The organism is Rhodococcus sp. 14-2483-1-1 (assembly GCF_002259335.1).
In the GTDB taxonomy this organism is placed as follows: Bacteria; Actinomycetota; Actinomycetes; order Mycobacteriales; family Mycobacteriaceae; genus Rhodococcoides.
This window is the reverse complement of record NZ_NPFX01000022.1, coordinates 446,229-466,005: the sequence shown is the minus strand read 5'-3', so window position 1 is coordinate 466,005 and position 19,777 is coordinate 446,229. Positions and strand designations below refer to the sequence as shown.

Genomic DNA, 19,777 nt, shown 5'->3' with positions numbered 1-19,777 from the left:
CGGTTCGGCCATCGGTGTCAGATGCCGATGTCGAACCGCCCGAGCGTTCTGATCACCGCGGCCATCTGGCCGTACGCGCCGGTCGCCAGATTCTCCAAAAGGGCAAGCTTGACCTCGGGTGCGTCCCGAGTCAGCGCCTCGAAGTGCGGTACCGACACCACCACGAGGTCGACCGGTGTGTCCGCCACCATGTCGAGCAGAAACGGCACTGCCATCAACAGCGGCATCTCGCCGAAGCTCATCCCGGGCGACAGAGTCGTGATCCGATGCGTACCGCCGTCGGCCGACACGGTCGTCGACGTCACCTCGCCGCGCAGCACGAGAAACAGGCCTGCGGCCGCGTCGCCGTGATGCACGATGATGTCTCCGCGCGCGTAATGCCGCTTCTCGAGATAGGGGCTCACCGCCTCGTACTGGGCGGCCGACAGTCCTGCGAGCAACGGGTGCTCGGCTGCTGTGATCTCGGTGGGCTGTCGCAGACCTGCACAATGTCGATCGAGCAGAAGATTCTCGGCCCACTGGATGGCCGACCCCAGGCTCGAATAGACACGACCCGCCGGATCGGCCGGGTCGAGACTCGAGGTGGTGTGTCCCATGATCGCCCTGGGGTCCACCAGGCACACCACACAGCCGTGTTCGGCCAGATCCCGGCGAAGATCCTCGAACATGCTGCGAGCGATGGCACTGACCTCGTCGACGCCGCGGACGTCGATGACGAGTGCGTCCAGCTCTCGATCCAGATTTCCGATCTCACGGACTGCGGTCTCGGCACCGGAGAACAGCAGGTCACCGTGCAATTCGTACACTCGCGCGCGATCTCCCACCGCGGCCAGGGTGGCCTGTTCGACGTCGGAGCGCCTTTTGCGTGACGGTGCCTCGGTGAGCACGTATCGACGCCGGATCGAGGACTTCGCCGCTCGTGTGACGTGTAGGAAGTGCAGTTCGAGCCGGCTCGACAGTTCTCGGCATGCGGCGACCCCGCGCACGCTGTTTCCATGGGAATCGAGCCGCGGCGAGTAGACGGCGATCCCCATCTGGCCGGGCAGTACCGCGAGAATCCCGCCACCGACTCCGCTCTTGGCCGGCATTCCCACCTGTGCCACCCAATCGCCTGCGCCGTCGTACATCCCGCACGTGGTCATCACCGACAACACTCGTTCGACCAGAGCAGGTGCCAGCGCGCGTTCTCTGGTGCGCGGATTGACACCGTTGTTGGCCATGGTTGCCGCCATCATCGCGAGGTCCGCCGCGGTGACATCTATCGAGCACTGACGAAAGTACAGATCGACGGCGCCGTCCGGGTCCTGCTCGATGATGTCGAACGAACGGAGCATGTATCCGATCGCGCGGTTCCGGTTACCGGTGCGCGCCTCCGAACGGTAGACGGCATCGTTGAAGGTCAGAGACCTGCCTGCATATCGTGAGTAGGAGGCCCGTATTCGCTCGAATCGATCCTGCGGAGTACGGCCGGCGATGAGAGATGCCGATGTGATCGCACCGGCGTTGATCATCGGGTTGCGTGGCCGCTCGGTGACCGGGTCGAGGCTGATCTCGTTGAACGGCTCACCGGACGGCTCGATATCGATCTTGTTCGCGACGGCATCGAGTCCGCGATCGGCCAGAGCCAGCGCGTAGGTGAAGGGCTTGGAGATCGATTGGATCGTGAAAGGTAGTCGGGTGTCGCCGACCTCGTAGACGTAACCGTCGGTAGTTGTGAGTGCTATTCCGAAGCCGTCCGGCGTGACAGCGGCAAGCTCTGGAATGTAGTCGGCCACCTGCCCGGTCGTGTCGTCTCGGCACAGTTCGTGAACGCGGCACAGGATGGCATCGACGACGTTGCTCATGGGCGTCACTGTATGTGTGTGTCCGATTCGCCCACCGTCGAGGTTAGGGGCGGCTGATCCAGGGCACATCGATGGGCGACGGTAGTGTCACCGACACCACGCTGGGCGGAGCAGCGCGAGCACAGCGACTCCGTAGACTGAATTGTCCAGTGTTTTTCCGGCCGGAGGGAGCGATCTCGTTGGGTGTCCTAGCGCGAATTCAGACGCCCGAGGACTTGCGCGACCTCGGTAGCGCGGAGCTGGCCGAATTGGCTCGCGAGATCCGTGCGTTTCTCGTCGAGAAGGTATCGGCCACCGGGGGCCACCTCGGTCCCAACCTCGGGGTGGTGGAGCTGACTCTGGCGATCCACCGCATCTTCGATTCACCACGTGACCCCGTCATCTTCGACACGGGCCACCAGGCCTACGTGCACAAGATGCTGACCGGTCGTACCGGCTTGTTCGACACGCTGCGCAAGCAGGGCGGCCTGTCGGGCTATCCGTCCCGGGTCGAGAGCGAACACGATTGGGTTGAGTCCTCGCACGCGTCGGCCTCGCTGTCCTACGCCGACGGCTTGGCGAAGGCGTTCGCGCTCAAGGGCGAGACCGATCGGCACGTCGTTGCCGTCGTCGGCGATGGTGCGCTCACCGGCGGCATGTGCTGGGAAGCCCTCAACAACATCGCGGCCGGCCGCGACCGATCCTTGATCATCGTGGTCAACGACAACGGACGCTCGTACGCCCCGACCATCGGCGGCCTGGCCGATCATCTGGCGGCGCTGCGCCTCCAGCCCGAGTACGAGAAGATCCTCGACAACGGGCGCCGCATCGTCCGCAAGATCCCCGTCGTCGGGCCCACGGCCTACCGGATGCTCCACGGCATGAAGGCCGGCGTGAAGGACGCCATCAGTCCGCAGGTGATGTTCACCGATCTCGGCATCAAATATCTGGGACCGGTCGACGGCCACGATCAGCATGCGATGGAATCGGCACTGCGCCGGGCCAAGGCTTACGGCGGACCGGTCATCGTGCACGCAGTGACGCGCAAGGGCATGGGCTACGTCCACGCCGAGAACGACGTCGCAGACCAGATGCATGCCACCGGTGTCATCGATCCGGCAACCGGACTCGCTCGGTCGAAGTCGGCACCGGACTGGACCTCGGTGTTCTCGGCGGCATTGATCGAGCAGGGCGAACAGAACGACGACGTCGTCGCGATCACCGCTGCGATGGCCGCGCCCACTGGTCTCGCGGCGTTCGGGGTTCGCTTTCCCGATCGGCTTTTCGATGTCGGTATCGCCGAGCAGCATGCGATGACGTCGGCGGCCGGTTTGGCTCTCGGGGGCATGCATCCGGTGGTCGCCATCTACTCGACCTTCCTCAACCGCGCGTTCGATCAGTTGCTGATGGACGTGGCGTTGCTCGGGCTGCCGGTCACGGTGGTTCTGGATCGTGCGGGCGTCACCGGTGCGGACGGTGCCAGTCACAACGGCATGTGGGACATGTCGCTGCTCGGCATCGTCCCGGGGATGAAGGTGGCGGCACCTCGCGATGCCGACACTCTGCGGGAGGAGTTGGCCGAGGCAATTGCAACGTCCGACGGGCCTACTGCGCTGCGCTTCCCGAAGGGAGCGGTGACCGAGACCGTATCGGCGGTGCGCCGACTGGACGGAATCGTCGACGTGCTCGCCGAGCCGGCCGATGCAACCGGCGATGTGCTGATCGTCGCGGTCGGTGTGTTCGGCTCACTTGCCCTCGACGCAGCGAAGAAACTTCGACACGACGGCATCTCGGTGGCCGTCGTGGATCCGCGATGGGTACTCCCGATTCCCGAGTCCTTGCTGAAATTGGCCGAGGACTACCGGTTGGTGGTGACCATCGAGGACAGCGGTGTTCACGGCGGAATCGGCTCGACTCTGTCGGCCGCGTTGCGCGCTGCAGGCGTCGATACACCATGTCGCGATCTCGGTGTGCCACAACGATTCCTGGATCACGCGTCGCGTGAGCAGCTGCACCACGAACTCGGCCTCACCTGCGAGGACGTCGTGCAGCGGGTCTCGGGCTGGGCCAAGAGCCTCTGATCGCCGGCGACGGGCTATGCGCCCGTCGCCCACTCGCTGACCCGAACTCGGTCGATCAGATGGGCCGTTGCGAACGGATCATGCGCGAACATACGTTCCACACTTTCCTTGTCCACGCCTTCGACGATCATCGTTGCGCCGCTGTGATCGGCGAGCGGGCTCGACGACCTGAGGATCTTGCGACGCTCCAATTCCCGCAACCACGCGCGATGATCGGTCCGGTGATCGTCACGGCCGGAGGATGTTTCGGGTGAGTACGCGTACTCGACGACGAACATCGGCATGTCAGATCACCATGTCCTCGAGCTCCATACCCTTGGTCTCCTTGATCTTGTACTTGACGAAGAAGAACGACAGGATCGCAAAGAACGCGAAGAACGAATAGATGAATCCCAGTCCGATGGTGTCGGACAGTGGCGGGAATGCAAGGGTGATGGCGAAATTCGCGACCCAGTTCGCCGCGGTACTGATGCCGAGTGCGACCGCACGCATTCGGTTGGGGAACATTTCTCCGAGCATCACCCACATGATCGGTCCCCAGGTAGCGGCAAAGAAGACGACGAACAGATTGGCACCCACCAGCGCGACGGGACCCCATGGCGACGGCAACTCCAGTTGGTCGCCGCTGCCCACTGCCTGAGTGAACGAGACGGCCGCGAGTACCAGGCCGACGAACATTCCGATCGAGCCGATCATGAGCAGATTTCGACGTCCGAATCGATCGACGAACAAGATGGCGACGAATGTCATCGAAACGTTGATGATCGAGGTGATGACCGAGGTGACGAACGACTGGTTCTCGCTGAACCCGACCGACTTCCACAGTGTCGTCGAGTAGTAGAAGATGGCGTTGATTCCGACGAACTGTTGCAGGATCGCCATCGTGATGCCGACCCAGACAATGGGTTGCAAACCGAATTTCGGTCCACGAATGTCGCCGAACGACGACGTGGACTCCCGGCGCAAGGTCAGACGGATTTCCTTGACTCGCTCGTTCGGGTTCACTTCTCCGGAGATCTCACCGAGAATGCGAGCCGCTTCCTCGTCGAGGTGTTTGCCGACGAGGTATCTCGGTGACTCCGGAATCAGTGTGGCGAGAAAGCCGTAGACGAGCGCGGGTGCCACGCCGACGAGGAACATCCATCGCCAGGCTTCCAGACCGAACCACAGATCGTTGGACGGCCCGCCGGCCGCGTTCTGCAGTACCGCGTCCGAGAGGAGCGCGGCGAAGATGCCGACGGTGATTGCCAGCTGTTGCAACGATGCCAATCCGCCTCGATAGCGAGCCGGCGCGATTTCCGAGATGTACGCCGGTGCGATCACCGACGCGATGCCGATGCCGAGTCCGCCGATCACTCGCCAGAGCATCAGATCCGGGACGCTGAAGGCGAACCCGGAGCCCACGGACGAAATCGTGAACAGTGCGGAACCGAGCAACATCACCTTCTTGCGGCCCCAGCTGTCCGCGAGGCGGCCGGCGAACCAGGCACCGACCGCACAGCCGAGAAGCGCGATCGCTACCGCGAAACCGGTGACGAACGACGACAGTGCGAAGTTTTCCTGGATGGAATCGACCGCGCCGTTGACAACGGACGAGTCGAACCCGAACAGGAAGCCGCCGACGGCAGCGGCAATGGTGACTCCGATAACTTTGGCGGTGTACCGATCGGTTGATTGCGTCATCGCGTGACCCAGCTTTCGAGGTGAACCAGCGTCCATGGTGGTCGTTCGCCATCATCGTCCTCGCGCTCGAGACATGGGAGCGAAATGAGCTTCCGTTTCGACTCCGGACGGTTTCGGCCCATGAAAAGGGTGAAATGTCCGATATTCGGCGAGATGCGGCTCAGCCCGTCCGGACGGCCAACCATTGATCGAAGGTCTGTCGACCGTGATCCGAATCGGTTGTGGTGACCAGCGTTCCGTCTCGCATTGCGCGACCGTATGCGCCGGGAATCGGAATCTCGAGCACCAGGCCTCGGGCACCGACGGCCCGGGCGTCGCGCCGCACCATCTCGGCCATGCGTTCTTCACGTGGTCCACCGAGGTCTGCGACTCGGCCGGCCGGGGGCTGCTCTGCCAGGTCGATCAACCGTTCGGCCACCTCTCGTGCGGCGATCGGTTGCGAGACCATCTTCGGGATGACGCTCACCGGACCGAACGACATCTGTGCGCGGATCTGGCCGGCGAATTCGTGGAACTGGGTGGCTCGAAGAATCGTCCACGGCACGGTTCCGGCGCGAACAATCCTTTCCTGCTCCACTTTTCCGGCGTAGTACGCGTGCGGGGCTCGGTCGATTCCCACAATGGACAGCGCCAGGTGATGACCGACACCGGCCTCGGTCTCGGCCGTCAGTAGGTTGCGGGTGACGGCGGCGAAGAACGCCGTCGATTCTTTTGCCGAGATCGTCTGTGTCGACGCGACGTCGATCACCGCCTCGATGCCGGACAATGCGTCGGACAGTCCTGAGCCGCTCACGAGATCTATGCCCGCCGATCGCGACAGCACGACCACGTCGTGTCCGCGTTCACGAGCGACCTCGACGACATGCACTCCGACGGTTCCTGTTCCACCCGCTACGGCTAGCTTCATCGCGTCTCCACCTGTTCATCGATCGAGTGTCGGACCTGCCGAGTGGCGGGTCTCGACTGTATGACGATGCAGCCTCGGAGAATGTATGGCGGGGGTCAGGTCCAGTGTCGGAGTTTGTCCGGATTGCGCACGATCCAGATGTCGGCCACCACCCGGTCCGCAGTGTCGAACCCGACGACGCCGAACACGCCGCCGCCGCGTCGGATCACGATGCCGGACAGGCCGTTGACGGACTCGATGCACCATTCCAGGTCGGTGGACTTGGCGGTGATGCCGCGGACGAAACGAGCGACTCGGTCGGAGCCCACAACAGGATTGCGGGCCGCCGAGACTCGCCCGCCTCCGTCGCTGATCAGGGTGACATCGGGGGCAAGCAACGAGACGAGCGTGGCAAGGTCTCCGTCTCCCGAGGCCATCGCGAAGGCGCGGACGACGCGATCGTGCTCGATGGGGTCGGCGGAGGTGAGGTGGCGGCCGTGCACGTGTTGTCGAGCGGCTGTCGCGAGCTGGCGGCACGCAGCAGGGGAGCGGTCGAGCACGGCCGCGATGTCGTCGAACGGAACTGCGAACGCATCGTGCAGGACGAATGCGACTCGCTGCGCTGGACCGAGCGATTCGAGAACGACGAGTAAGGCTAGATTCACCGAATCCTGTTGTGCGATTTGGTCGGCAGGGTCAGCGGCCGTCGAATTCACCGAGTGCAGACCGGAAACTGGTTCCGGCAACCACTGGCCGACGTAGCTCTCGCGGCGAACGCGGGCCGAGCCGAGCATGTCGAGACAGATCCGGCCGACGACGCGGGTGAGCCACGCGGCGGGAACGTCGATGGCGTCGCGTTCGGCATCGGTGAGTCGGTACCACCGGACCATGGCCTCGGAAGCAGCGTCTTCGGCGTCGCTGTAGGACCCCAACATTCGATAGCCGATGCCGATCAGCCGACTGCGCTCGTTGTTCATCGGATCGCACCATAGCGCGAGCGAACGATGCCGAGTTCGAGGTCATGGACGAAAATCCGGAGAAATCCGTCCACAACCTCGAACTCGACGGGCGGTTCTAGACGCTGGCTACGCCCGGAGCCAGGAAGCGCTGACCGGTTGCGGCCTCGGATGCACCGCTGCGGTCCAGGTACGGGGTGATGCCGCCGTTCCAGAATCCGAAGCCGCCGCCGAGGAGCAGGCAGAGGTCGATATCCTCGGCAGCCGCGACGACGCCCTCGTCGAGCATGATCCGGATCTCGTCGGCGAATGCGTTGCGGGTGCGTTCGAGCACCTGCTCGGCAGTGGACGGCGAATCTCCCTGTGGCCACAGTGCAGCCACCTCGGGATCGACAACCTGGCCCTCGGGGCCGTACGTCCACACGCCCGGCTTCTTCGCCTCGACGAGTGCACGGAATCCGGGGGAGTCCTTGAACCGCTCCGGGTATGCCTCGCCGAGAGTTTCCGCTGTGTGCAGTGCGACCGCAGGGCCGACGAGAGCCAGCAGGGTTAGCGGGCTCATCGGCATGCCGAGTTCGCCCACCGCGCCGTCGGCGACGTCGAACGGCGTGCCCTCGTCGATGGCACTGATGATCTCGTTGGACGCGCGGGTGACGAGACGATTGAAGACGAATCCGGGGAGATCGGCCGACAACACGGCCGACTTCTTCAGTGTCTTGGCCGTCGCGAATGCCGTTGCGAGAGTGGCGTCGTCGGTCTTCTCGCCCTTGACGACCTCGAGCAGCGGAAGAACGGCCACGGGGTTGAAGAAGTGGAAGCCGACGACCCGCTCTGGGTGCTTCAGATCGGCCGCCATCTTCGTGATCGACAACGAGGAGGTGTTGGTCGCGAGAATCGTTTCGGCAGAGACGAATTCCTCGACCTCGGCGAACACCTTCTTCTTGACGTCGAGGTTCTCGAAGACTGCCTCGATGACGAAGTCGGTGTTCGCGAAAGCGGATTTGTCGATCGAACCGGACACCAACGCCTTCAATCGGTTTGCGGCATCGGGGGACAGGCGCTTCTTGCCGAGCAGCTTGTCGATCTCGCCGTGGACGTAGCCGACACCCTTGTCGATGCGCTCCTGATCGATGTCGGTGAGGATCACCGGCACCTTCAGCTGCCGCACGAACAGCAACGCGAGCTGGCTGGCCATCAGGCCGGCACCGACGATGCCGACACCGGAGATCTTGCGGGCGAGGGACTTGTCGGGTGCACCGGCAGGCCGCTTTGCGCGCTTCTGCACCAGATCGAAGGCGTACAGCCCGGCACGTAGTTCGTCCTTGACCAGCAACGTGGACAGGGCCTCGTCCTCGGCCGCGAAGGCCGTGTCGAGCGAGGCGGAGTCGGTGATGTCGGTGCTTTTGGCGAGCTCGAGCAGCTCGACCGCGGCGACGGGGCCGGGGGCGAAGTTGTTGGTCTTGCCGGCCACGATTCCCTTGGCGCGGGCGATGGCGTCGTCCCAGGCTTGCCCGCGGTCGATCTCGGGACGGTTCGGAACGATCTCGCCCTTGATGACCTGAGCAGCCCACGCGAGGGACTGCTCGAGGAAGTCGGCTCCGCCGAAGAGGGCGTCGGCGATGCCGAGATCGAGTGCCTGCTGCGGCTTGAGGACGCGGTTCTGGTTCAGTGCGTTCTCGATGACGACGGTGACGGCGTTCGAGGCTCCGATGATGTTGGGCAGCAACTGGGTTCCGCCCCATCCCGGTACCAGGCCGAGGAAGGCCTCGGGCAAACCGAGTGCGGCAGCGTTCTCCGCGACGGTCCGGTAGTGCGAGTGCAGTCCCACTTCGAGGCCACCGCCGAGTGCGGCACCGTTGATGAAGGCGAACGTCGGAATCGTGGACTCGCGCAGGCGACGGAAGACCTTGTGCCCGAGCTGCCCGATCTGCAGCGCCTCGTCCTTGGTCTTGATGTTCGGCACGCCGTTGAGGTCGGCACCGACTGCGAAGATGAACGGCTTGCCGGTGACGGCGATGGCCACCGGGTTCGCTGCGAAGGCCTCGTCGAGGGCCGCGTCGAACTTGGCCAGCCCGCCGGGGCCGAAGGTCGACGGCTTGGTGTGATCGAAGCCGTTGTCGAGCGTGACGAGGGCGATGGAGCCCTCGAGCCCCGGTACGGAGACGATCTTGGTGAACGCGTTCGTGACTACCTCGTCGCTGAACGCTGTGGTGATGTCACTCATTTGGCTGCTCCCGAGTAGTCAGCGTGGTTGGGGTTCTCCCAGATGACGGTGCCGCCCATGCCGAGACCGATGCACATGGTCGTCAGGCCGTAGCGGACGTCGGGCTGCTGAGCGAACTGGCGGCTCAGCTGGGTCATCAGGCGGACGCCCGAGGACGCGAGGGGGTGGCCACACGCGATGGCACCTCCCCACTGGTTGACGCGGGGATCGTCGTCGGCGATGCCGTAGTGCTCGAGGAAGGCGAGCACCTGGATGGCGAAGGCCTCGTTGATCTCGAACAGGCCGATGTCTTCGATGCTCAATCCCGTTCGGCCGAGCAGCTTTTCGGTCGCGGGGACAGGTCCGATGCCCATGACGGCCGGGTCGACGCCTGCGAAGCTGAAGCCGACCATCCGCATGCCGATGTTCAGGCCGAGTTCGTGCGCGGTGTCCTCGCCGGCGAGGATCGCGGCGGTGGCACCGTCGTTGAGTCCCGCGGCGTTGCCTGCGGTGACGCGGCCGGCAGGGCGGAACGGCGTCTTGAGCTTGGCGAGGTCTTCGACGGTGGTGCCGGGACGAGGCGGCTCGTCCTCGGTGGCCAGGCCCCACCCGGCGGCGGACTTGGTGGCGACGGGCACGAGAGTGTCGGCGATGAAGCCGGCCTTCTTCGCTGCGTCGTACTTGTTCTGGCTCGCGACGGCGTAGGTGTCGGTGCGGTCCTTGGTGATGCTCGGGAACCGGTCGTGCAGGTTCTCGGCGGTGTTGCCCATCACCAGGGCGCTGGGATCGACCAGCTTGTCGGCGAGGAAGCGCGGGTTGGGGTCGACGCCCTCACCCATCGGGTGGCGGCCCATGTGCTCGACGCCACCGGCGATGACGACGTCGTACTGGCCGAAGCCGATGCCCGATCCGGTGGTGGTCACCGAGGTCATTGCACCCGCACACATGCGGTCGATGGCGAATCCGGGGACGCTGCGGGGGAGTCCGGCGAGCAGGGCGGACGTGCGGCCGATGGTCAGCCCTTGGTCACCGGTCTGTGTGGTCGCGGCGATGGCGACCTCGTCGATACGTTCGGGAGGGAGGTTGGGGTTCTTGCGAAGAAGTTCGCGGATTGCCTTGACGACCAGGTCGTCTGCGCGAGTGTCGGCGTACATGCCCTTGGGGCCTGCTTTGCCGAACGGGGTACGGATGCCGTCGACGAAGACAACATTCCTTTGTGAGCTGGTGGACGCGGGTACAGACACGCTTTTCGATCCTCCCGACAGATGCGGACGACTCGCCCGGGTGCCCGGACGCGCCACCTACTGTAGCGGGTATTACCCGCCGGTAACTTGGGAAGGGTGCAGTGCCTTCGCCAGAACCGGTACCACCAGCGAGCGTTGCCAGGGCCGCGCCCCTCCCTCGGTCAGCCGACTGTCGATCAGCTCTCCGGGATCGAGGCCTTCGTCGTCGGGAGTCCGCCAATCCCACACCAATCGACGGAGCAGATCCGGCATCAGGAGGTTCTCGACCGGAACCGACACCGACTCGCTGAGGTCGGTCATCGCCGCTCGTACGTCGGCGAGCCTGGCCGCCGCGTCAGGATCGCGACGCGCCCATCGATTGACCGGGGGCGGGCCGTCGAAAGACGCTGCCATGGAGGGCAACTCGGAGGTCGGTAGGGCCCGCGCACGCGTGAGCGCCGACGCCCACAGGCGGGAAGATCGACGCTGGCGAGGACCGCCGAAGACCGGTAGTTGCTCGAGCTCGCGCGAGGTCTTCGGATCGGCAGTTGCCGCCGCCACGATCGCCGAGTCCGGCAACACCCGGCTCGGCGCCACGTCACGTTTGGCCGCCAATTCGTCTCGGGTGGTCCATAGTTCGCGGACGGCCGCGAGCGTGCGGGGAGACTTGATCGCGTGAATCCCGGATGTCCGACGCCACCTGTCGGTCTTGGGTTTGGGCGGTCCGAGAGAGAGGATGTGGGCAAATTCCTGTGCCGCCCAGTCCGTTTTGCCTTGTCGTTCGAGCTCCGCGGCCATTTCGTCGCGAAGCTCGAGCAGAACTTCGACGTCGAGCGCGGCGTAGTTGAGCCAGGTGTCGGGCAGGGGACGAGTGGACCAGTCGGCAGCGCCGTGGCCCTTCTGTAGCGCCAGTCCGAGGGTGCGTTCGACGATGGCGCCGAGGCCGACGCGTTCGAATCCGGCGAGACGGCCGGCGAGCTCGGTGTCGTAGAGCGTGGCGGGGACCAGGCCGAGTTCGGCCAGCCCCGGGAGGTCCTGATCGGCGGAGTGCAGCACCCATTCGAGCGGGTTGATCACCTCGGCGAGAGGCGCGAGGTCGCCGGTGACCGGGATCGGATCGAGCAGAACGGTGCCCGCTCCGCGGCGACGAAACTGCAGCAGGTAGGCGCGCTGGGAGTACCGAAAGCCCGACGCGCGTTCGGCATCGACCGCGAGAGGCCCGTGACCTGCGGCGAGGAGCTTCGCGGCCGCGAGAACGGCGTCCGGTGTGTCCACGACATCGGGCACACCGTCAGCCGGGGCAAGCAACGGAACGGCGACCGGCTCGTTGACCTGCTCGTCCGACGTGGCGTCGTCCGACGTGGCGTCGGGGGAACTCTCGGCTGACATGGACAGTGACTCTAAGCCCTACGGTCGGTGGGTCCGGAGACTATGTCCGGCTGGAACTGCGTCGACCGAGGGTCGTGATGCCCGCGGGCGGCAGACCTGCCGCGTACGCGAGAACCTCGCAGAAGGCCTCGACGTGTGTCGAGAGGTCCTCGGACGTCGCGGTCCAGGACGCGCGAAGTTCGAGCTGATGGGCCTTGGGGGGACCGGCGATGTCGCCGTAACGCACCGAGCTGGTCGAGGTGACGGTGCCGCCGAGTGCGTTGAGCGGCTCCGACCGTGACTCCAGTGCGTCGACCAGCCAACTCCACCCGACCTCGGGAAGCAGGGGATCGTCGGCCAGCGATTCGTCGACGTCCGCTTGAATGTAGGCAACCAGTCGAAGAGTGCCGTTCCAGGCTTCTGCACCGTCGGGGTCGTACAGCAGGATCAGGCGGCCGAAGGCGTCACCGTCACTCTGTTCGTCGACCTGGTCGGAATCGGGATGCTTGACCTCGGCCCCGATCGCATAGCTGTAGGGGGCGAGACGCTGCGGCGGCCGGATCGGACCGATTTCGATCGCCGGGTGTACCTGGGCCCGATGCATCGCGTCGATGGCGGCGCGGAAAGGCGCAGGTTCGGCGGTGGATTCGGGTTCGGTCACGTGATCGGACGTTAGACGCGTCACGTTGTCCGGCGGCGGAGGCGCGCCGAGCCGTGATGGAACCGAAGTGGGTGTGTCGCCCTTGGTGGCAGAAGCTTTCCTGACGCGTGGCAGCATGGAACTCGATGAACGCCGAAGCACACACCACAGCCCCCGCCCGTCGAGAACTCCCGGACGCGCCGTTCTTGGCCGCGATCGCCGGTGAAACGCCCTCGCGTCGGCCGGTGTGGTTCATGCGTCAGGCCGGCAGGTCTCTCCCCGAATACCGAAAGATCCGCGCCGGCATCGGCATGCTGGATTCGTGCTTCCGGCCGGATCTGGTGGCCGAGATCACTCTGCAACCTGTCCGTCGACACGATGTGGACGCGGCAATCCTGTTCTCGGACATCGTGGTTCCGCTCAAGGCTGCCGGTATCGATCTCGACATCGTTGCCGGTACCGGTCCGGTCGTGGCTCAGCCGGTGCGTTCGGCGGCCGATGTTGCGGCACTCCCCAGGTTGACCGCCGATCAGGTCGAGCCGGTGGCCGATGCGGTGCGGATCCTCACCAGGGAGCTCGCGGGCACGCCGCTCATCGGGTTCGCCGGAGCGCCGTTCACCCTCGCGTCCTACCTGGTCGAGGGTGGCCCCAGTCGCAATCACGAGAAGACCAAGGCGCTGATGCGCTCCGACCCGGCGACCTGGCATGCCCTGCTCGACGCGCTGGCGACCACAACGATCACATTCCTGCAGGCTCAGTTGGCCGCCGGAGTGGACGCGGTGCAGGTGTTCGACTCGTGGGCGGGTGCGCTGTCGCTCGCCGACTACCGCGAGTACGTGCTGCCGCACTCGACGCGAGTGTTCGACGCCGTGTCCTCGGCAGGCGTTCCCAAGATTCATTTCGGGGTCGGTACCGGCGAGTTGCTCGGTGCGATGGGTGAGGCCGGCGCCGATGTGGTCGGTGTCGACTGGCGGATTCCGCTCGACGACGCCGTGCACCGAGTCGGTGGCGGCAAGGTCTTGCAGGGAAATCTCGATCCGGCGGTGCTGTTCGCCGGCTGGGATGCCGTCGAGGCCGAAGTTCGACGTATTGCCGCCGAAGCCGACCGCGCGGTGGCGGCCGGTGCGCGGGGGCATGTGTTCAATCTCGGACACGGCGTGTTGCCCGACACCGATCCCGAGATTCTGACCCGGGTGGTCTCGTTGGTGCATTCGTTGTGACGCTGCGGCGCTACGCCGTGGTCGGCGGCGGGATCTCCGGCCTCGTCGCGGCGTATCGCCTCCGGCAGGCCTGTGGTCCCGATGCGGAGATCACTCTCGTCGAGGCATCCCCTCGCCTCGGTGGCACCCTGCGGACCACCGAGGTCGGTGCCGAGTCGCTCGATGTCGGCGCGGAAGCGTTCATCGGTCGTCGTCCGGAAGTACCGGCTCTGCTCGCCGAACTCGGCCTGTCGGATCAGCTGGTGCACCCGTCGTCGGCGCGTCCGCTGGTCTTTTCGGGCGGCCGAACGCATGCGCTCCCGCTGGGCACCTTGATGGGTATCCCGTCCTCTGCCGATTCCGTGCGGGATCTGGTGGACCCGGAGGAACTGCACCTCATCGAGACCGAAACAACACGGCCGTTCACGTGGACCGCGGGCTCGGACGTCAGCGTGGCCGATCTCGTGGGCAGCCGCTTCGGCTCTCAGGTCGTGAGCCGTTCGGTCGACCCGCTGCTCGGCGGCGTGTACTCCGGCTCGGCGAGCTCGATCGGCGTCCGGGCTGCCCTTCCGACGTTGGCAGCCGCATTGGACGGCGGGGCAGCGAGCCTCACCGAGGCAGTGCTGGCGGCATTGCCCACGCCGTCGCCCGGACCGGTGTTCGGCGGCCTGCGCGACGGCTATGCGGTGCTGCTCGATGCGCTGATCGCCGCGACCGATGCCCGGACGATCGTCGACGCAGGCATCGGCGAGGTACGCCGTGAGGCGAACGGCTGGTACGTCGATCGCGTGGGCGTCGTGGACGGACTGGTCTTGGCGGTACCCGCGCCCGTCCTCGGTCACCTGATCGCCGCGGTGGCACCCGAGGCCTCGCGGGCGGCACGCAGTATCGAGCTGGCGTCGTCGGTGGTCGTAGCGCTGGCCTTTCCGAAAGCGACCGAGCTGCCTCAGAATTCGGGCATTCTCGTGGCCACGGACGCAGGCCTCGATGTCAAAGCGTTCACATTGTCGAGCCGGAAGTGGCCACACCTGGGGGAGCGTGACGCGGTATTGCTGCGGGCCTCGCTCGGCCGGTTCGGCGACTCCACGGCCTCGGACCGATCCGAGGCCGAGTCGATCGAGACGGCGCTGCGGGATCTGCGAACGGTTGCGAACATCGACACCCCACCACTGGCCGCGACAGTGCAGCGCTGGCCGGGCGGTCTGCCGCAATATGCGCCCGGGCATCTCGATCGCGTCGCCGCCGTGGAGTCCGGTGTTGCCGACCTCCCCGGCCTCGAGGTCACCGGAGCCTGGCAGCGCGGTGTCGGTGTACCCGCATGTATTGCGTCCGCCACCACCGCTGCCGCCCGTCTGGTCGAGGTGGCACGATAGGGCCATGGCACGCCTCGATTACTCAGCGCTCAATTCGACACTCCGCTATCTGATGTTCTCGGTCTACAAGGTCACGCCCGGTGTGCTGGGCGACGATCGGGCCGCAGCAGCCAAGGAGGCGAAAGTCTTCTTCGAAGGTCGTGAAGACAAGGGCGTCGCAGTGCGGGGCGTGTACGACATCGCCGGCATGCGCGCCGACGCCGATTTCATGGTCTGGACTCATGCCGAGCGCATCGAGGACCTGCAAGCCACCTATTCCGACTTCCGGCGCACCACCGCGCTGGGAAAGGCAAGCACTCCGGTCTGGAGCAACACCGCACTGCACCGCCCGGCGGAGTTCAACAAGAGTCACGTTCCGGCCTTCATCGCGGGTGAGGATCCGGGTGCGTACATCTGCGTCTACCCGTTCGTCCGGTCGATCGACTGGTATCTGCTGCCCGACGACGAGCGCCGCACGATGCTCGCCGACCACGGCAAGGCCGCGCGTGACTACAAGGACGTGCGCGCGAACACCGTGCCGTCGTTCGCACTGGGCGACTATGAGTGGATTCTGGCCTTCGAGGCTCCCGAGTTGGACCGCATCGTCGATCTGATGCGGGATCTGCGTGCCACCGAGGCGCGACGGCACGTGCGTGAGGAGACCCCGTTCTTCACCGGCCCGCGGGTCGAGGTGGACGCACTCGTCGAATCACTGCCGTGACCACGACGGGCACATCGACGATCGAGGCCGTCCTGTTCGACTTCTCGGGCACGCTGTTTCGGCTCGAGGAGGATCCCACCTGGTTCGACGGCATCCATGACGCAGACGGCACCCCGGTCGACGGTGCCGGAGCCGCGGAACTGATGCGGCGTATGACCGCGCCGGTAGGCGAGACAGTCGAGTTCGACGATGCAACGCGTCATGCCTGGCGAAACCGAGACCTCGATCCGGCACTGCACCGGCAGGCCTATCTGCACGTGCTCGAGCAGTCCGGTGTCACGGACCGTGCGCAGGCGGAATCGGTTTACGGGCGGGTGATCGATGCCGATTCGTGGACGCCGTACCCGGATACCGAGTCGGTCCTGAAAAAGCTTGCTGCCGAGTCGATTCGGGTCGGTGTGCTGAGCAACATCGCCTTCGACATCCGTCCTGCGTTCGTCGATCGCGGTCTCGATCGGTACGTCGACGAGTTCGTGCTCTCGTTCGAGGTAGGTCACGTCAAACCGCAGCCCGAGATCTTCCGGCACGCAGTCGCGAGCTTGGGCGTCGACCCTTCGGTGACATTGATGGTGGGCGACAGCGCCGAGGCCGACGGTGCGGCGAGGGAGATCGGGTGCAGCTTCGCGCTCGTCGATCCCGTACCGACGGTCGAGCGTCCGGATGCACTGCTGGCAGCGTTGAGCGCGTTCGGAATTCGATGACCGGGGTAGTTCGATGACCGGAGTAGTTCGATGACCGGAGTGGCCGGCGTCCAGCACATGGGCCACTGGGGCATGTTTCGTGCCGAGTCGGACGGACGCGATGTCACCGCTGTTCATCCCGAGGTCTCGGACAGCAATCCTTCCCCGGTGTTGGGTAACCTCGTCGGGTCGGTGACCCACCGATCGCGCATTACCTCACCCGCGGTACGCAGAGGCTGGCTCGAGCGCGGCCCGGGGCCGACCGACGACCGTGGCAGCGACGAGTTCGTCGAGGTGTCGTGGGACGAGTTGACCGAGCTCCTGTCCAACGAATTGCGCAGAGTTGTCGGCACTTACGGCAACAGCGCCATCTACGGCGGCTCGTACGGGTGGGCGAGTGCCGGACGCTTCCATCACGCGCAGAGTCAGGTGCATCGATTCCTCAACTGCATCGGCGGTTACACCCGATCGGTGCACAGCTACTCACTGGGTGCGACCGGTGTCATCATGCCGCACGTACTCGGTGCGCACTGGAAGATGTTCTCGCGCTCCACGTCCTGGAACGTGATCGCCGCGCACACCGACCTACTCGTGGCCTTCGGCGGCGTTCCGGTGAAGAACACCGGTATCAATCACGGCGGTACGTCGGACCATCCGACGGTCGATTCGCTCGACGCGATGCGTGGACGCGGCGGACAGATCGTCTCGGTCAGTCCGCTGCGCAACGACATGAGCGGCGACGCTCGATGGATCGCGCCGCGACCCGGAACCGACGTGGCGATGATGTTGGCTCTCGCATTCGTGCTCGCCGACGAAAAGTTGCACGACACAGCCTTTCTCGACACGTATTGCGAGGGCTATCCGGAGTTCGAGCGGTACCTGCTCGGCGTCTCGGACGGCACACCCAAGACCCCGCAGTGGGCGTCGACGATCTGCGGCATCGAGGCTGCGGTGATCGCGGATCTCGCGCGGGAGATGGCGTCGAAACGCACGATGGTCACCGTCACGTGGTCACTGCAACGGACGCAGCACGGCGAGCAGGCCCCGTGGATGGGCATCACGCTGGCATCGATGTTGGGTCAGATCGGCGTGCCCGGTGGGGGATTCGGACACGGCTACGGCTCGATGAACGAGCCCGGTCTGGCCCCGGTTCCGTATCCGTTACCGACTCTGCCGCAGGGAATCAATCCGGTGCCCGATCTGATTCCGGTGGCGGCGGTCTCGGACATGTTGCTCGATCCCGGTGGCCAATTCGACTACGACGGTCAGCGATTGACGTACCCGGACATCAAGGTCGTCTACTGGGCCGGCGGCAATCCGTTCCACCACCACCAGGACCTCGGACGGCTTCGTCGTGCTCTCGGCAGACCCGACACCGTCGTGGTACACGATCCCTACTGGACACCGATGGCCAAGCACGCCGACATCGTCGTCCCGTCGACCACGTCACTGGAACGGTCCGATCTGAGCTGCACACGCAACGATCCGTTGCTGGTCGCCATGGAGCCGGCCGCCGCCCGGTACGCGGACGCTCGCGACGACTACGACACGTTCGCCGAGCTGGCCACGAAACTCGGTGTGGGGGAGCAGTTCACCGAGGGGCGTACCTCGGAGCAGTGGCTGGAGCATCTGTACGGGCAGTGGCGCGGATATCTACGCGCGGGTGGCGTCACGACCCCGGAGTTCGAGGCCTTCCGGCGTGAGGGTTCGTTCCGAATGCAGACCGAGGACGATCTGACGTTCCTCCACGACTTCCGAACAGACCCGGTGGGGAACGCCCTGCGTACCCCGAGCGGCAAGATCGAGATCTTCTCGGCAACGGTTGCGGGCTTCGACTACGACGACTGCCGAGGGCATCCGATGTGGTTCGAGCCGCAGGAGTGGCTCGGCGGGCCACGCGCCCAGCAGTTTCCGTTGCACCTGATCGCCAATCAGCCACGCACCAGGCTGCACAGTCAGCTCGATCACGGCGCGGTGAGCCGACACTCGAAGATTCAGGGCCGAGAGCCGATACGAATGCACCCGTCCGCGGCGGCGGCCAGGGGAGTGTCGGACGGCGATGTCGTGCGGGTGTTCAACGACCGTGGCTCGTGCCTGGCCGGTGTCGTTGTCGACGACGCGATGCTGGAAACGGTGGTCCAGCTGTCCACGGGTGCCTGGTACGACCCGCTCGATCCAGCTGATCCCGGCTCGATGTGCAAGCACGGCAGCGTGAACGTACTCACCGCGGATGACGGGGCGTCCTCGCTGTCGCGTGGATGCACAGGACAACATGTGCTGGTGGAGATCGAACGCTACGACGAACCACTGCCGCCGATCACCGCGTTCGATCCACCAGTTCGATCAGGGGTCAGAACACGACCCGAGAGATGATCTCGGCGACCAGCGCCGGCTTGTCCTCGCCCTCGATCTGCAATGTTCCCGCTGTCACTATCTGCAGTGCTCCGCCGGATACCTCTTCGACGGAGACGAGGGTGGTCTGCAGGCGCACGTGGGCTCCGACCTTCACCGGGTTGATGAAGCGAACCTTGTTGGAGCCGTAATTGATTCCGAGCTTGGTGTTCTCGATCGTGTAGATCTGCCAGTTGAGCATCGACACCAGGGACAGGCTCAGGAATCCGTGTGCGATCGGCGCGCCGAACGGGCTTTCCTTCTTCGCCCGCTCGACATCCACGTGAATCCACTGGTGATCGCCGGTCGCGTCGGCGAAGGTGTTGACCCGTTCCTGGGTGATCTGCAGCCAGTCACTGGTGCCGAGGTCTTCGCCGACGGCCGCTTTGATCTGCTCTGGTGAGGTGAAAGTGCGCATGTTCACAGTATGGAGCAAGCAGAGCGGATCAGGATGCAGGCTTGAGTAGAAACGAATCGGTCGATGCTACGAGCCGGACTTCTTCAAGGTGTCAGTTCTGGCTACGCAAGTAGACATAAATGGCTGTATCATTGGCCAATGAGTATATCTTAA

16 protein-coding genes are annotated in these 19,777 nt (G+C 65.1%); 6 read left to right on the top strand and 10 right to left on the bottom strand.

Going from position 1 to position 19,777, the window contains the following annotated elements:
• Positions 1-17: 17 nt before the first annotated feature.
• Positions 18-1,844 carry a glutaminase A gene (gene glsA, locus CH294_RS23080; protein ID WP_094739147.1) on the bottom strand — a complete coding sequence of 609 codons (1,827 nt, stop codon included), beginning with the start codon at positions 1,842-1,844 and terminating at the stop codon, positions 18-20.
• Positions 1,845-2,023: 179 nt separating this feature from the next.
• Between glsA and dxs the strand changes: the two genes are divergently transcribed.
• Complete coding sequence (gene dxs / locus CH294_RS23075; RefSeq protein ID WP_094739197.1) at positions 2,024-3,904, top strand: 1-deoxy-D-xylulose-5-phosphate synthase; 1,881 nt, start codon at positions 2,024-2,026, stop codon at positions 3,902-3,904.
• Positions 3,905-3,918: 14 nt separating this feature from the next.
• Here the strand turns inward: dxs and CH294_RS23070 are convergent, their stop codons facing one another.
• The 8 genes from CH294_RS23070 to CH294_RS23035 form a co-directional block, all read right to left on the bottom strand.
• The gene (locus CH294_RS23070; RefSeq protein ID WP_032377748.1) at positions 3,919-4,188 is read right to left on the bottom strand and encodes a YciI family protein; all 270 of its coding nucleotides are present in this window, start codon (positions 4,186-4,188) and stop codon (positions 3,919-3,921) included.
• A 1-nt stretch (position 4,189) separates the two neighbouring features.
• A complete protein-coding gene (locus CH294_RS23065) occupies positions 4,190-5,587 on the bottom strand; it encodes a sugar porter family MFS transporter (RefSeq protein WP_037153145.1) in 1,398 nt (465 codons plus the stop codon).
• A gap of 160 nt (positions 5,588-5,747) precedes the next feature.
• On the bottom strand, positions 5,748-6,494 hold the full coding sequence (locus CH294_RS23060) for an SDR family oxidoreductase (protein WP_037153148.1): 747 nt from the start codon (positions 6,492-6,494) through the stop codon (positions 5,748-5,750).
• A 95-nt stretch (positions 6,495-6,589) separates the two neighbouring features.
• Complete coding sequence (gene sigJ / locus CH294_RS23055; RefSeq protein ID WP_094739146.1) at positions 6,590-7,450, bottom strand: RNA polymerase sigma factor SigJ; 861 nt, start codon at positions 7,448-7,450, stop codon at positions 6,590-6,592.
• A 97-nt stretch (positions 7,451-7,547) separates the two neighbouring features.
• On the bottom strand, positions 7,548-9,653 hold the full coding sequence (locus CH294_RS23050) for a 3-hydroxyacyl-CoA dehydrogenase NAD-binding domain-containing protein (RefSeq protein WP_094739145.1): 2,106 nt from the start codon (positions 9,651-9,653) through the stop codon (positions 7,548-7,550).
• Positions 9,650-10,876, bottom strand: coding sequence for an acetyl-CoA C-acyltransferase (locus CH294_RS23045; RefSeq protein WP_094739144.1), 1,227 nt, complete (start codon positions 10,874-10,876; stop codon positions 9,650-9,652). Before CH294_RS23045 ends, CH294_RS23050 begins: the two co-directional genes overlap by 4 nt.
• Positions 10,877-10,948: 72 nt before the next feature.
• Positions 10,949-12,244, bottom strand: coding sequence for a ribonuclease D (locus CH294_RS23040; RefSeq protein ID WP_094704958.1), 1,296 nt, complete (start codon positions 12,242-12,244; stop codon positions 10,949-10,951).
• Between the two features lie 40 nt (positions 12,245-12,284).
• Entirely contained in the window at positions 12,285-12,884 is a 600-nt protein-coding gene (locus CH294_RS23035; RefSeq protein WP_032403309.1) for a DUF3000 domain-containing protein, read from the bottom strand.
• A 125-nt stretch (positions 12,885-13,009) separates the two neighbouring features.
• On the opposite strand from CH294_RS23035, the gene hemE reads away from it, so the two are divergent.
• The 5 genes from hemE to CH294_RS23010 are packed head-to-tail and all read left to right on the top strand — an operon-like array spanning position 13,010 to position 19,188.
• Positions 13,010-14,083: a uroporphyrinogen decarboxylase gene (hemE, locus tag CH294_RS23030; RefSeq protein WP_094739196.1), complete on the top strand. Its 1,074-nt coding sequence runs from the start codon at positions 13,010-13,012 to the stop codon at positions 14,081-14,083.
• Entirely contained in the window at positions 14,080-15,435 is a 1,356-nt protein-coding gene (locus tag CH294_RS23025; RefSeq protein WP_037153161.1) for a protoporphyrinogen oxidase, read from the top strand. Before hemE ends, CH294_RS23025 begins: the two co-directional genes overlap by 4 nt.
• Before the next feature lie 4 nt (positions 15,436-15,439).
• Complete coding sequence (gene hemQ, locus CH294_RS23020) at positions 15,440-16,135, top strand: hydrogen peroxide-dependent heme synthase (RefSeq protein ID WP_032377758.1); 696 nt, start codon at positions 15,440-15,442, stop codon at positions 16,133-16,135.
• The gene (locus CH294_RS23015) at positions 16,132-16,836 is read left to right on the top strand and encodes an HAD family hydrolase (RefSeq protein WP_032403311.1); all 705 of its coding nucleotides are present in this window, start codon (positions 16,132-16,134) and stop codon (positions 16,834-16,836) included. Before hemQ ends, CH294_RS23015 begins: the two co-directional genes overlap by 4 nt.
• A gap of 30 nt (positions 16,837-16,866) precedes the next feature.
• Positions 16,867-19,188, top strand: coding sequence for a molybdopterin-dependent oxidoreductase (locus CH294_RS23010; RefSeq protein ID WP_170944822.1), 2,322 nt, complete (start codon positions 16,867-16,869; stop codon positions 19,186-19,188).
• Here the strand turns inward: CH294_RS23010 and CH294_RS23005 are convergent.
• A complete protein-coding gene (locus CH294_RS23005) occupies positions 19,166-19,624 on the bottom strand; it encodes a MaoC family dehydratase (protein ID WP_170944821.1) in 459 nt (152 codons plus the stop codon). The two genes, CH294_RS23010 and CH294_RS23005, sit on opposite strands and share 23 nt — an antisense overlap.
• Positions 19,625-19,777: the final 153 nt, after the last annotated feature.

What these genes read in the sequence shown, in the direction of transcription:
- glsA (WP_094739147.1), bottom strand. Translation starts at nt 1,844, where the DNA reads ATGAGCAACGTCGTCGATGCCATCCTGTGCCGCGTTCACGAACTGTGC.
- CH294_RS23070 (WP_032377748.1), bottom strand. Translation starts at nt 4,188, where the DNA reads ATGCCGATGTTCGTCGTCGAGTACGCGTACTCACCCGAAACATCCTCC.
- CH294_RS23065 (WP_037153145.1), bottom strand. Translation starts at nt 5,587, where the DNA reads ATGACGCAATCAACCGATCGGTACACCGCCAAAGTTATCGGAGTCACC.
- CH294_RS23060 (WP_037153148.1), bottom strand. Translation starts at nt 6,494, where the DNA reads ATGAAGCTAGCCGTAGCGGGTGGAACAGGAACCGTCGGAGTGCATGTC.
- sigJ (WP_094739146.1), bottom strand. Translation starts at nt 7,450, where the DNA reads ATGAACAACGAGCGCAGTCGGCTGATCGGCATCGGCTATCGAATGTTG.
- CH294_RS23050 (WP_094739145.1), bottom strand. Translation starts at nt 9,653, where the DNA reads ATGAGTGACATCACCACAGCGTTCAGCGACGAGGTAGTCACGAACGCG.
- CH294_RS23040 (WP_094704958.1), bottom strand. Translation starts at nt 12,244, where the DNA reads ATGTCAGCCGAGAGTTCCCCCGACGCCACGTCGGACGACGCCACGTCG.
- hemE (WP_094739196.1), top strand. Translation starts at nt 13,010, where the DNA reads ATGAACGCCGAAGCACACACCACAGCCCCCGCCCGTCGAGAACTCCCG.
- hemQ (WP_032377758.1), top strand. Translation starts at nt 15,440, where the DNA reads ATGGCACGCCTCGATTACTCAGCGCTCAATTCGACACTCCGCTATCTG.
- CH294_RS23010 (WP_170944822.1), top strand. Translation starts at nt 16,867, where the DNA reads ATGACCGGAGTGGCCGGCGTCCAGCACATGGGCCACTGGGGCATGTTT.
- CH294_RS23005 (WP_170944821.1), bottom strand. Translation starts at nt 19,624, where the DNA reads ATGCGCACTTTCACCTCACCAGAGCAGATCAAAGCGGCCGTCGGCGAA.